At 62.9% G+C, this 12,009-nt stretch carries 12 protein-coding genes; 7 read left to right on the top strand and 5 right to left on the bottom strand.

Annotation, left to right across the window (positions count from 1 at the left end):
* Positions 1 to 93 precede the first annotated feature (93 nt).
* The gene (locus B4393_RS20725; RefSeq protein WP_078280758.1) at positions 94 to 543 is read left to right on the top strand and encodes a 2-isopropylmalate synthase; all 450 of its coding nucleotides are present in this window, start codon (positions 94 to 96) and stop codon (positions 541 to 543) included.
* Between the two features lie 12 nt (positions 544 to 555).
* Here B4393_RS20725 and B4393_RS20720 read toward each other — a convergent pair whose 3' ends face one another.
* Entirely contained in the window at positions 556 to 2,034 is a 1,479-nt protein-coding gene (locus B4393_RS20720; protein WP_078335678.1) for a cytochrome P450, read from the bottom strand.
* Positions 2,035 to 2,150: 116 nt separating this feature from the next.
* Here B4393_RS20720 and B4393_RS20715 point away from each other — a divergent pair, with 116 nt between their 5' ends.
* The gene (locus B4393_RS20715) at positions 2,151 to 2,774 is read left to right on the top strand and encodes a TetR/AcrR family transcriptional regulator (protein ID WP_078335709.1); all 624 of its coding nucleotides are present in this window, start codon (positions 2,151 to 2,153) and stop codon (positions 2,772 to 2,774) included.
* Here the strand turns inward: B4393_RS20715 and B4393_RS20710 are convergent.
* Positions 2,745 to 3,620 (bottom strand): DUF4349 domain-containing protein, encoded by an 876-nt coding sequence (locus tag B4393_RS20710; RefSeq protein ID WP_413816159.1) that lies wholly within the window; start codon positions 3,618 to 3,620, stop codon positions 2,745 to 2,747. The genes B4393_RS20715 and B4393_RS20710 overlap by 30 nt on opposite strands.
* Before the next feature lie 137 nt (positions 3,621 to 3,757).
* Between B4393_RS20710 and B4393_RS20705 the strand changes: the two genes are divergently transcribed.
* A complete protein-coding gene (locus tag B4393_RS20705) occupies positions 3,758 to 4,642 on the top strand; it encodes an SDR family oxidoreductase (protein WP_078335676.1) in 885 nt (294 codons plus the stop codon).
* Here B4393_RS20705 and nadE read toward each other — a convergent pair.
* Positions 4,639 to 5,460, bottom strand: coding sequence for an ammonia-dependent NAD(+) synthetase (gene nadE, locus B4393_RS20700; protein WP_078335675.1), 822 nt, complete (start codon positions 5,458 to 5,460; stop codon positions 4,639 to 4,641). The two genes, B4393_RS20705 and nadE, sit on opposite strands and share 4 nt — an antisense overlap.
* Before the next feature lie 22 nt (positions 5,461 to 5,482).
* Positions 5,483 to 6,109 (bottom strand): TetR/AcrR family transcriptional regulator, encoded by a 627-nt coding sequence (locus B4393_RS20695; RefSeq protein WP_078335674.1) that lies wholly within the window; start codon positions 6,107 to 6,109, stop codon positions 5,483 to 5,485.
* A gap of 131 nt (positions 6,110 to 6,240) precedes the next feature.
* Here B4393_RS20695 and B4393_RS20690 point away from each other — a divergent pair, with 131 nt between their 5' ends.
* Positions 6,241 to 6,765: an NADPH-dependent FMN reductase gene (locus tag B4393_RS20690; RefSeq protein ID WP_078335708.1), complete on the top strand. Its 525-nt coding sequence runs from the start codon at positions 6,241 to 6,243 to the stop codon at positions 6,763 to 6,765.
* Positions 6,766 to 6,807: 42 nt separating this feature from the next.
* Here the strand turns inward: B4393_RS20690 and B4393_RS20685 are convergent, their stop codons facing one another.
* The gene (locus B4393_RS20685) at positions 6,808 to 8,121 is read right to left on the bottom strand and encodes an MFS transporter (RefSeq protein WP_078335673.1); all 1,314 of its coding nucleotides are present in this window, start codon (positions 8,119 to 8,121) and stop codon (positions 6,808 to 6,810) included.
* A gap of 670 nt (positions 8,122 to 8,791) precedes the next feature.
* Here B4393_RS20685 and B4393_RS20670 point away from each other — a divergent pair.
* The 3 genes from B4393_RS20670 to nrdE all read left to right on the top strand — a co-directional run bounded on the left by B4393_RS20670 (position 8,792) and on the right by nrdE (position 11,681).
* Positions 8,792 to 9,034, top strand: coding sequence for a redoxin NrdH (locus B4393_RS20670; RefSeq protein ID WP_046254347.1), 243 nt, complete (start codon positions 8,792 to 8,794; stop codon positions 9,032 to 9,034).
* Between the two features lie 32 nt (positions 9,035 to 9,066).
* Positions 9,067 to 9,537: a class Ib ribonucleoside-diphosphate reductase assembly flavoprotein NrdI gene (gene nrdI / locus B4393_RS20665; RefSeq protein WP_078335707.1), complete on the top strand. Its 471-nt coding sequence runs from the start codon at positions 9,067 to 9,069 to the stop codon at positions 9,535 to 9,537.
* A 62-nt stretch (positions 9,538 to 9,599) separates the two neighbouring features.
* Positions 9,600 to 11,681: a class 1b ribonucleoside-diphosphate reductase subunit alpha gene (gene nrdE / locus B4393_RS20660; protein WP_232783616.1), complete on the top strand. Its 2,082-nt coding sequence runs from the start codon at positions 9,600 to 9,602 to the stop codon at positions 11,679 to 11,681.
* Positions 11,682 to 12,009: the final 328 nt, after the last annotated feature.

Here is a 12,009-nt window from a genome sequence, read left to right as displayed (position 1 = left end):
AACCCGCAGCGGGGTCTGATCCAGACCGACCCCTCGCTGTGGGTCGAAGCTACTACCTGTCGGTCACCTCCACTTCGGATGAAAGACCGGAACATGTTCTCCCACACAACAATTTCCCCGCAGATCGATCCGTTCACGGCCCGCTTCGGCGTCCCGCTGCCACGCGGACTGCGCGAGGAGGCCAGCGATATGTCCTGGGCCTCGTTCTGTCAGACCTATGAGCGCAGTGGTGGCGTGTTGAAGCTGGGCCAGTGGTCCGAGGCCAACGGCACCTACCAGGCGACGCTGGCGATCGATGAGTGCATCGAATCATCAACGGTCAGCGCCTGCGGGCCCATGGCGGCGCTGACCGCCATGCTGTCCGAGCGCGGGATACAGATGGAAACGCTCAGCTTTCACCAGATGCACGACGGCGATGAGACGTGCACCTTCGTCTACGGCACCAACGGCAGCGGCACCGCGTGGGCGATGGGCCGCGCCCACGACGCCACCACGTCTTCGCTGAAGGCGGTCACCGCCTGTGCCAACCGTCTGGCCTGCTAGCGACCCACGCGCTCAGTGCAAGGGACGCAGGACTATTGGCATGCCGTCGATGGGCAGCGGCATGCCGGCGTAGTCCCACTTGGCCTGGTAGTCGGGGTGCGCCAGCTCAAACCGGTACCGCCGGAGCAGTCGGTGCATGATGGCCTTGATCTCCAGCTGACCGAACACCATGCCGATGCACTTGTGCGCACCTCCGCCGAACGGTGAGAACGCGTAGCGGTGACGCTTGTGCTCGTTGCGCGGTTCGGAGAAGCGGTCGGGATCGAATGTGTCCGGATCCGTCCACAACTCCGGCAATCGGTGGTTCATGCCGGGCCAGATGTTGATCATGGTCCCGGCCGGTATGTGGAATCCGAGCAGATCGGTATCGCGCACCGCGGAGCGGATATTGAACGGCAGCGGGGTGACGAGGCGCAGCGCCTCGTTCATCACCAGGTCCAGGCTCTCCAGCTTCTCCAACGCGTCGATGTCCAGCGGGCCGTCGCCCAGGCGGTCCGACTCATCCCGAACCCGTTCCTGCCATTCGGGATTGGCGGCCAGGTAGTACGCCATGGTCGTGGTGGTCGACGTGGTGGTGTCGTGCGCGGCCATCATCAAGAAGATCATGTGGTTGACGATGTCGGTGTCGGAGAAGGCGTCGCCCTCGTCAGTTTCCGCGTGGCACAACGCTGTCAGCATGTCTGCGCCCGAATCCTTGCGGCGGGCAATGCCTACCCGCTCGGCGAAGTACTCTTCGAGCAGCTTGCGGCCCTGTAACCCCTGCCACCACTTGAAGGGCGGCAGGCCGAACCGGAAGATGGCGCCACCGGCGCGGGTGGTCGCCACGAATGCCTTGTTGACCTTCTCCAACCGCTCATGCTGAGCATGCGGCTCGTTGCCCATGAACACCACGGAGGCGACGTCCAGGGTCAATTCCTTGATGGCCGGATAGAACAGGAACCGGCTGTCGTTCGTCGGCCACTCGGCGACGATCTCACTTGCGACCGAATCGATCTGCTCCACGTAGCCCGCCAGCCGACTGCGCAGGAACGCCTGCTGCATGATCAGCCGATGCTCGCGGTGCTCCTGGAAATCCAGCAGCATCAGCCCACGGCTGAAGAAGGGGCCGATCACCGGGACCCAGCCCTGCTGGGAGAAGTCTTTGTTCGCGTTGCTGAACACCGCCTGGGTGGCGTCGGGACCCAGCGCGGCGACGATCTTGCCGATGGGGGTCTGTGACCAGCTGACCGGGCCGCGCTCCTGGTACATGTTGAGCACCCAGTCGATGCCCCCGCGGAACATCTCGACCATGTGGCCGAGCAGCGGCAGCCCTTGGTCGCCCATCACCGGCTTCAAACCGCTTCCGGGTGGCGGCGGGGCCAACTCTTTGAGCGGCCATTCGCGATTGTTGAGGTAGTTCTCGACGTAACCCATCCCAGGAAGGGTGTTCATCGTGGGAAGGCGGCGTTTGGCCTGGTCGATGAGGTAATCGGTGCTGTTGATCGTCGCCATGGGGCGTCGCTCCTTCGCTCGCGGCAAGCACGTCAATGTGCTCCAGCTCATCTTCGCCGCAGAACTTGACGGGTGTCAAGTTCTGTTCATGCCGTGTTTCAGTGCAAACTGTGCAGGTGGTCAGTCCAGCGCGCAGTGGCACGCAGACCCGTGGTGATCGCCAGCGGGACGCGATCATGGCTGCCGTTGCCGAGCTGATCGCGGAAAACCACAGCTTCGCGGACCTCTCGGTCAGCGCGATCAGCGAGCGGGCCGGAGTGGGCCGGTCGGGGTTTTATTTCTATTTCGACAGCAAGTACTCGGTGCTTGCGCAGATGGTCGGCAATGCGTTCGCGGAACTCGACGAGCTGACCCACTACTTCGCGCCGCGCGGAGAAGACGAGACCCCCGAGCAGTTCGCCAACCGCATGGTGGGCAGCGCCGCCGCGTCATTCGCGCACAATGACCCGTTGATGAAGGCGTGCCAGGAGGCGCGGATCACCGACCCGACCATCGCCGGGCTGCTCGACGACCTCACCGACGTTGTCATCGAAAAGATCCTCAAGATCGCCGAGATCGAGGTGAATGAACGCGGCGCGCAACCGATCTCGGACGATCTACCCGCCTTGGTGCGGTCCCTCGTGGCGCTCACCGCGTCCACCGTCTCGGGCGACAGCTCGTTCGTCGGGCGTGACACCGACCCGGCCCGGGCGATCGCGACCATTGAAACCCTATGGCGTGTCAGTCTTTTGGGTCGCTAGCGGCGTCGTATCGGATCGGCGTTGCAGCACCACACGGTGGACGCCGTAGCCGACTCCGCCGAGAACGGCCAACGCGCCGAGCCAGGGGAGTAGCAGTCCGAAGAGCAGCAGCACGTTGTTGCCCGCCGCGACGAGACCATCCCAGCCACGCTCGATCTGTCCGAAGAACCCTTGGTACTTGGGTGGTGTCGGCGGCAGGCCCACTTCTTCGGCGAGGAACGTAACGGTGACCGAGCTGTAGGCGATTTGTTCTCCGAGTTGGTTGCGTTGCGCCCGCAGACTATCGAGGTCGGCTTGACGCTTGGACAACTCGGTTTCGGCCTTGATCAAGGCATCGGTGTCCTTGGAGTCGCGCATGATCCCGAGCAGCCGGTCGACGGATGTCTGCAGGGCCGCGATCCTGGCATCCAGGTCGACCCGCTGTGACGTCACGTCATCGCTTTTGGTGTCGGCCGACTTGACCTTTCCGAGTTCTTTGAGGTCGCGCAGTACTCCGTCGAGCTTGGCCGCCGGTATCCGCAGCACGATCGACGTCTGCGCACGGCCAGATCTCGATCCCGCGTCCTCCGAGCGGCTCTCCACCCGGCCGTTGGCCGATTCGGCGAACCCGGCCGCTTTGTCGGCGGCGTCGGACGGATTGGACACGATGAGCGTCATAGTCCCGGTCTTGACGATGTCCCGTTTGGCCTCCGTCGGCGGGCCGTGTTGCGGGGCCTGTTGCATCGAGTCGCGCATGGGGGCCGCCGGGGCCTGGGGGTAAGTGGAGGCTCCGGTGGCGGCGGGGGCGTCGTCCGTGCCTCGCGAAAGGTGGGTGGAGGTTCCGCCGGCGCATGCCGTGGTGGCTATCACCACTACTGCAATTGTAGTTGCCCACGGTAACCAACTGCGGCGAGATTGCGTGCTATCAACCGTCATATTCCGAAGGTACCGTTTGCTATTGGACCGCGCAGAAATTTAAGAATGACGGCCGGTACGGTTCAGTAATGGCATACGACTTCACCGGTAAGCGATGCTTCGTCACCGGGGCCGCCAGCGGGATAGGACGGGCCACCGCGCTGCGTCTGGGGCGCGAGGGCGCCGACCTGTTTTTGACCGACCGTGCCGTGGACGGACTCGAGTCCGTGGTTGAGGAGATCAAGGCAGCCGGAGGGAAGGTCAGCGCCTACCGGGCGCTCGATATCTCCGACTATGACGCGGTGGCCGCCTTCGCCTCGGACATCCTCGCGACGCACCCGAGCATGGATGTCGTGCTCAATATCGCGGGCATATCCGTGTGGGGGTCTGTCGACAGGCTCAGCCACGAGCAATGGCGCTCGGTGGTCGATATCAACCTGATGGGACCCATCCACGTCATCGAGAGCTTCGTGCCGGCCATGATCAAGGCCCGCAGCGGTGGTCAGATCGTCAACGTGTCCTCGGCAGCCGGGCTGGTCGCGTTGCCCTGGCATGCGGCCTACAGCGCCAGCAAGTACGGGCTGCGTGGCGTCTCGGAGGTCCTGCGCTTCGATCTGGCGCGCTACAAGATCGGCGTCACCGTGGTGGTGCCTGGCGCCGTCAACACTCCGCTGGTGCGCACCGTCGACATCGCCGGAGTGGACCGCGACAACCCCGACGTCAGTAAGTGGGTGAACCGGTTTGTGGGGCATGCCACCTCGCCCGAGAAGGTGGCCGACCGGATCGTGCACGGCATCCGCCACAACCGCTACCTCGTCTACACCGGGATCGACATCCGTGCGCTCTACCTGTTCAAGCGCACGCTGTGGTGGCCCTACAGCGTCGCGATGCGGCTCGTCAATCACGCCTTCACCAATGCACTGCGTCCCGGATTTCAGAGGGCCGGGACGAGTCCGCCGTCGACGGATTCTTAGCGCCACCAGCCGTCGAACGGGGTGACCGGCACGGTCCGCTTGTGCCTGGTCTGCAGGTACCAGCGTTCGATACGGTCGGCGGCCTCGACGGTGACCGCCTTGCCCTCCAGGTAATCGTCGATCTGTGCGTACGTGACGCCGAGGGCGACCTCGTCGGGCAGGGCGGGCCGATGATCCTCGAGGTCGGCGGTGGGCACCTTCTGGGAGATGCTCTCAGGCGCGCCGAGGTGGGTAAGAAGCTGTGCTCCTTGGCGTTTGGTGAGCCCGGTGAGGGGCGTGACATCGACGCCGCCGTCGCCGAATTTGGTGAAGAATCCCGTGACAGCCTCGGCGGCGTGGTCGGTGCCGACCACGAGTAGCCGGTGCTGACCGGCGACGGCGTATTGGACGACCATGCGTTTCCGGGCCTTGATGTTGCCGCGCACGAAATCCGACGGTGTCTCGCCGAGTGCATCGGCCACCGCATCCACCGCGGCATCGGAGGTGTCTTTGACGTTGATGACGATGGAGCGGTCGGGGTCGATAAACCTAAGGGCCACTTGGGCATCGTTCTCGTCGGCCTGTATACCGTAGGGCAATCGCACCGCGATGAACTCAGCCTCCGTCCCCTCGAGCCTTGATTCCTGTGCCGCCAGCTGGCACAGCCGCCCGGCCAGGGCGCTGTCCTGTCCGCCTGAGATTCCGAGCACGAATCCCTTTGTCCCACTGACTCGTAGATAGTCCTTGAGGAACCCCACCCGTCGCGACACCTCGGCGGCCGGATCGATCGTGGGGGAGACGTCGAGGGCGGACCGGATCTCTTCGCGAAGGCTGCTCATTGCCCGACTGTAGAACGCTCGGTCAGCGTGCGCACACCTTGCACACCAGGTCTTCCCACGCGTCGCCGAGCCCTGTCAGTGTCTGGCCGTTGGCGCTGGTGGCGAAGTGCACGTAGCCGGGATCGATGATCGACATCAGGGCATGGGTCTGTGTATCGAGGTCTCCAGTGCATTCGAGCTGGGCCAGCAGCATCCGGATGTGTGCGCGGACGAGCAGGGTGGGCGGCGCGTTGTGCCAGGCGTCGGCATCGGCGGTGGTGGCGCGTGCGAGGTCGAGGTGCCGTTCCAGGAAGGCAAGCCGGGCCCGCCCGAACGCGATGAGTCGGGTGAGCGGTGGAGCGTCGGGGCCAAGAGGGGGCGGTCCGAACATGAATGCCTGCTGCTCGATGTGCTCTTCGTGGTCGAGCAGCGCCAGTAACAGTCCGGTGCGGCTGCCGAAACGGCGAAACAGCGTGCCCTTGCCCACGCCTGCCGCGTTGGCGACGGCATCCATCGACATGCCGTCCGGGCCGACCTCGTCGAGAAGCTGGCGGGCGGCGTCCAGCAGTAGCGCGCGGTTTCGGGTTGCGATGGCTCGCTCTCGAACGGGTCCTTGTGCTGGATTTTGCGCAGAGTCGACAGAAAGCAGGGGGATTTCTTGACCAGCCATAACACATTGATACTAGCCGTTGGGAATCAAACGGACCACGGTCCGTATTGTAAAAGATGACAAAGAAACAGGATGTTGGTGCGACAAACGCGCCGCTCTGATGAAAGGTGTTCCCCATGGCAGAGAAGAACGTGTTGGCAATCGTCGGAAGCCTGCGCAAAGCATCGATCAATCGGCAGCTCGCGGAGGCGGCAGCGGAGAACGCGCCGGCCGGGGTGAGTGTGAGCATCTACGAGGGTCTGGCCGATCTTCCGCACTACAACGAGGACATAGACGGTGACAGCGCGCCCGCGGCCGCCGAGGCCCTGCGCGCCGCTGTCGCGGGCGCTGACGCGGTACTGCTGGTCAGCCCCGAGAACAACGGCACCATTTCCAGCTCGCTGAAGAACGCGATCGACTGGCTCTCGCGTCCCTTTGGCTCCAGCGTCTTCAAGGGCAAGCCGACTGTCGTGATCGGCACCTCGGCGGGCCGCTACGGCGGTATCTGGGCGATCGACGAGACCCGCAAGGCTGCCGGGATTGCGACTGCCAACGTGCTCGAAGAGGTCAAGCTTGCGGTGCCGTCCTCGGCTTTCGATGGCAAGCACCCGCGCGAGCATGCCGATACGGTCGCCGAGCTGACCAAGGCGTTGGACGCGTTGACGGCGGATAACTGACGGAAACTGGTTGCCCGCCATCGCATTTCGGTGGCGGGCAATTCAGTGCCCAGCTCCGGCCCATGTTTCTTTCATGCCGGAGACGGACGCGACGCTGATGGCGCAGATCGTCAGCAGCATCAGGCCGACGGCCCAGCTGCCCAGAGTGTTCTGCAATGGACCGGCAATCAGTGGGGGGATGGCGCCGCCGAATACGCCGGCCACGTTGAACGCCACCCCGGTGCCGCTGTAGCGGGTACCGACGGGATAGGACTCCGGCAGGAAGCTCGCCATCGGCCCAAAGGCGAGCCCGAACAGCACATAGGTGAGCACCATGGCTGCCAGGTAGGCCCAGAACGGGCCGCTGATCATCAGGGGAGTGATCAGTAGCGTCCACGGGAGCATCAGGCCCATGCTGGTCAATATCACTCTGCGTCGGCCCAGTCGGTCGCTGAGGATTCCGCCGGCCGCTGCCGACACCATGAGAACGATCGCCCCGAGCGCGCCGGCGGTGAGTATGGCCGCGCGGGAGAAGTGCAATTCGGACCGGGCGAATCCCGGGAAGTATGTGTTGGTCATGAAAGACAGCGTGAAGATGATCAGCATGGTGCCGCTGGTCAGTACCAGGGTGCGTGGGTTCTCTTTCATCACTTGTCGCAGTGGCGATTTGACCAGTTGGTGGTGAGCCTTCGCGTCGACGAACTCTGGTGTCTCGGCGATATGGAGCCGGATGTACAGACCCACCGCCACCAGGAGCCCGCTGGCGATAAAGGGCACCCGCCATCCCCACGACAGGAATGCGGGGCTTTCTTCCCCGACCGTCACGCTGACGATGAGGAAGACCAGACTGCTGAGCAACAGCCCTGTTGAGGTTCCGATCGGCACGGCAGTCGCGGCGCGGCCGCGATCGTGGCTTGGCGAGTACTCGGCGGAGAGTAGTGCCGCGCCGCTCCACTCGCCGCCGACCGCAATGCCTTGCACGAGTCGCAACAAGACAATGGCCGCCGGTGCGGCCGCCCCGATCGAGGCGGCGCCGGGAACCATGCCGACTGCCATGGTGGCCAGCCCCATGGTGATCAGGGTGACCACCAAGGTGCCTTTGCGGCTGAAGCGGTCGCCGTAGTGGCCGAATATCGCGGCGCCGATTGGCCGGGCCAGAAAAGCGGTGCTGAAGGTGGCTATGGAGGCGAAGAGCGCCAGGGAATGGCTCAGGTTCGGGAAGAAGACAGCGGGGAAGACCAGTGCGGCCGCCGTGCCATAGATATAGAAGTCGTAGAACTCGATGGCCGAGCCGACCGCGCTGGCCATGAACACTCTGCGCGAGCTGACGTCTGTGTGCGTCATCCGCTGCGGTGGTCCTGCGGGGGATGACGTCATCGTGGGACTACCTCCGGTGATGGTGATTGTCGCGCCGTTGAGTAAACCGGCAGTCCTTGGCGTGGGAGCTTAGCCTGCCCACGTCGGCCGTTCAGGGAGCGCCGATACTGCGCCGGTCCGCTTTCCGTGGCGTGGGCGAACAAAAGTGGCGGCCCAGCTGACCGGGTACCTGGGTACCACTTTCGTGTCGTGGGTGGCCGACAACCAGGGGCTCTTCCGCGGAATCCGGATCTGTCCCCAGATTCGTCCACAGAACTTCACAGTTTCCACAGACTCGCCGGGCGAAATCGTTTGCCCGGCGATGGGCGGTCTGCTAGCCGGTGTCGGTACCTGGTGGTAGACACCCCATATGTTCCAGCCATCACCGCGTGCCCGAACACGCCGCGGTTGCGACACGCCGGAATTTCATGGGTGGCAGGTCTCACGACCAGGGAATTTCATGAATGTTGTTCCGAACATCTTGTATGAGTTCCGATTGTCGGACACTAGGTGTAGTGTCTGGAACACCGAAAGGCCGGGAACGAATCCGGGCCGCCCGGGCCGGATTTTTGCCAGATATTGCGGCCAATCCCGGCGCTCAGCCACCACGGGCGGCGCGGAATTTTCCCGGGCGCTGGACTGCTGAAAACTTTGTTGAGATGTCTACGATCGATTCGCTGAGGAGCTACGCATGAGCATCACCGTCTACACCAAGCCCGCCTGCGTACAGTGCAACGCGACGTACAAGGCCCTCGACAAGCAGGGCATCGAGTACAACATCGTGGACATCACCGAGGTGCCCGAGGCACGTGATTACGTGATGGCGCTCGGCTACCTGCAGGCGCCCGTGGTCGTGGCCGGTGACGATCACTGGTCGGGTTTCCGTCCGGACCGCATCAAGGCGCTCGCCGGCGCCGTCGCCGTCTCTGCCTAATAAGTAGTAAGCAAGTAGTGCGGGAGCCGGGCATGGCCCATCTGGTCTATTTCTCCAGCGTGTCGGAGAACACCCACCGCTTCGTCCAGAAGCTGGCCAGGGCAAGCGAAGCGCAGGGCGGGGGAGCTTGCCCCGCCACCCGGATCCCGCTGCGCGGCGATATAGAAGTTGACGACCCCTACGTTCTGATCGTGCCGACCTATGGCGGCGGGCATCCGGTGCCCGGTAAGGCCGGGGGATACGTTCCCAAGCAAGTCATCAAGTTTCTCAACAACGAAAACAACCGATCCCTGATCCGCGGGGTCATCGCCGCCGGGAACACCAATTTCGGCGCCGAGTACTGCTACGCGGGCAAGGTCATCTCGGCCAAGTGCGACGTGCCGTATCTGTATCGCTTTGAACTCATGGGCACCGCTGACGATGTGGAGCAGGTGCTCGCCGGACTCGACGAATTTTGGAAGGACACACCGTGGCGCCAACCGCGACAACTGCAGAACCAGTGACCGCCGGAACACGAGGGCACGGCGCCCCGTCGGATGAGCTGGACTATCACGCCCTCAACGCGATGCTCAATCTGTATGACGCAGAGGGCAAGATCCAGTTCGACAAGGATGCGGCGGCTGCGAGGCAGTACTTCCTGCAGCACGTCAACCAGAACACGGTCTTCTTCCACAATCAGGACGAGAAGCTCGATTACCTGATCGAGAAGGAGTACTACGAGCGCGAGGTGCTCGACCAGTACTCGCGTAACTTCGTGAAGTCGCTGCTGGATCGGGCCTACGCCAAGAAGTTTCGGTTCCCGACCTTCCTCGGCGCGTTCAAGTACTACACCTCGTACACGCTGAAGACATTCGACGGAAAGCGCTACCTGGAGCGCTTCGAGGATCGTGTTGTCATGGTGGCGCTGACCCTGGCCGCCGGCGATCTGCAGCTGGCCGAGAAGTTGGTCGACGAGATTATCGACGGACGGTTCCAGCCGGCCACCCCGACGTTCCTCAACTCGGGCAAGAAGCAGCGCGGCGAGCCGGTGTCCTGCTTCCTGCTGCGTATCGAGGACAACATGGAGTCCATCGGGCGTTCCATCAACTCGGCACTGCAGCTGTCCAAGCGCGGTGGCGGTGTTGCCTTGCTGCTCACCAACATTCGTGAGCACGGCGCCCCGATCAAGAACATCGAGAACCAGAGCTCGGGTGTCATCCCGATCATGAAGCTGCTGGAGGACTCTTTCTCCTACGCCAACCAGCTCGGTGCGCGCCAGGGTGCCGGTGCGGTGTACCTGCACGCGCACCACCCGGACATCTATCGCTTCTTGGATACCAAGCGCGAGAACGCCGACGAGAAGATCCGTATCAAGACCCTCTCGCTGGGGGTGGTGATCCCGGACATCACCTTTGAGCTGGCCAAGAAGAACGAGGACATGTACCTGTTCTCGCCCTACGATGTCGAGCGCACCTACGGAGTGCCGTTCGCCGATATCAACGTCACCGAAAAGTATTACGAGATGGTCGATAACGGCCAGATTCGTAAGACGAAGATCAAGGCGCGCGAGTTCTTCCAGACCCTCGCCGAGCTGCAGTTCGAGTCGGGCTACCCGTACATCATGTACGAGGACACCGTGAACCGCGCCAACCCCATTGACGGCAAGATCACCCACTCGAACCTGTGCTCGGAGATCCTGCAGGTGTCGACGCCGTCGCTGTTCAATGACGATCTGTCCTACGCCAAGGTGGGCAAGGACATTTCGTGCAACCTTGGCTCACTCAACATCGCCAAGACGATGGATTCGCCGGATTTCGCGCAGACCATCGAGGTGGCGATCCGTGGGCTGACCGCGGTGTCGGATCAGACGCACATCTGGTCGGTGCCGTCGATCGAGCAGGGCAACAACGACTCTCATGCCATCGGCCTGGGGCAGATGAACCTGCACGGCTACCTGGCGCGCGAGCGGATCTTCTACGGTTCCGAAGAAGGTGTGGACTTCACCAACATCTACTTCTACACGGTGCTGTACCACGCGCTGAAGGCGTCGAACCGCATCGCCGTCGAGCGCGGCGCGAAGTTCGGTGGCTTCGAGAAGTCGAAGTACGCCAGCGGCGAGTTCTTCGACAAGTACACCGAACAGGTATGGGAACCGGCGACCGAGAAGGTGCGTCAGCTCTTCGCCGACGCCGGGATTCGCATTCCGACACAGGACGATTGGTTGCGGTTGAAGGAGTCGGTGCAGCAGCACGGCATCTACAACCAGAACCTGCAGGCGGTGCCGCCGACGGGATCGATCTCCTACATCAACCACTCGACGTCGTCGATTCACCCGGTTGCCTCGAAGATTGAGATCCGTAAGGAAGGCAAGATCGGACGGGCCTACTACCCGGCGCCTTACCTGACGAACGACAATCTGGAGTACTACCAGGACGCGTACGAGATCGGCTACGAGAAGATCATCGACACCTACGCCGCGGCCACCCAGCACGTGGATCAGGGTCTGTCGCTGACACTGTTCTTCAAGGACACCGCCAGCACGCGTGACGTGAACAAGGCGCAGATCTACGCCTGGCGCAAGGGAATCAAGACGCTGTACTACATCCGGCTACGGCAGATGGCGCTGGAAGGCACCGAGGTCGAGGGTTGCGTTTCCTGCATGCTGTAAGAAATTTCAGACAATAGGCGGGCCAGGGAGAACACTCTCTGGCCCGCCTATTTGTCGGGATTCGGTCTGGCTAAGTTTTGCGCTCGATGGGCGATGCCGCCCGTAGCTACTTGCAATGCAAAACTCGATCGAAGCCGGCGAGTGTCCGACTATGGGGCCAGACTGTAAAAGCGGTAGCTGAGAAGACAGCTTTCGGTGCATGGTCGCACCACCGATCGAAGCCGCACCGCATCTACACAGCGATAGCTCCGGGCTCTAGGACCCGGTGCGCAAATAGCTGTAACTTCAGTGTGCAGCCACAAGATATGCGTATGCGGTATCGTCACGG

This window comes from Mycobacteroides franklinii, from assembly GCF_002013895.1.
GTDB classification, from domain to species: domain Bacteria; phylum Actinomycetota; class Actinomycetes; order Mycobacteriales; family Mycobacteriaceae; genus Mycobacterium; species Mycobacterium franklinii.
Note: the sequence above shows the minus strand (reverse complement) of the source record. Positions and strands in the feature narration are given on the sequence as shown.

What these genes read in the sequence shown, in the direction of transcription:
- nrdE (WP_232783616.1), top strand. Translation starts at nt 9,600, where the DNA reads ATGCTCAATCTGTATGACGCAGAGGGCAAGATCCAGTTCGACAAGGAT.
- B4393_RS20685 (WP_078335673.1), bottom strand. Translation starts at nt 8,121, where the DNA reads ATGACGTCATCCCCCGCAGGACCACCGCAGCGGATGACGCACACAGAC.
- nadE (WP_078335675.1), bottom strand. Translation starts at nt 5,460, where the DNA reads ATGAGCAGCCTTCGCGAAGAGATCCGGTCCGCCCTCGACGTCTCCCCC.
- B4393_RS20725 (WP_078280758.1), top strand. Translation starts at nt 94, where the DNA reads ATGTTCTCCCACACAACAATTTCCCCGCAGATCGATCCGTTCACGGCC.
- B4393_RS20720 (WP_078335678.1), bottom strand. Translation starts at nt 2,034, where the DNA reads ATGGCGACGATCAACAGCACCGATTACCTCATCGACCAGGCCAAACGC.
- B4393_RS20705 (WP_078335676.1), top strand. Translation starts at nt 3,758, where the DNA reads ATGGCATACGACTTCACCGGTAAGCGATGCTTCGTCACCGGGGCCGCC.
- nrdI (WP_078335707.1), top strand. Translation starts at nt 9,067, where the DNA reads ATGGCCCATCTGGTCTATTTCTCCAGCGTGTCGGAGAACACCCACCGC.
- B4393_RS20695 (WP_078335674.1), bottom strand. Translation starts at nt 6,109, where the DNA reads ATGGCTGGTCAAGAAATCCCCCTGCTTTCTGTCGACTCTGCGCAAAAT.
- B4393_RS20670 (WP_046254347.1), top strand. Translation starts at nt 8,792, where the DNA reads ATGAGCATCACCGTCTACACCAAGCCCGCCTGCGTACAGTGCAACGCG.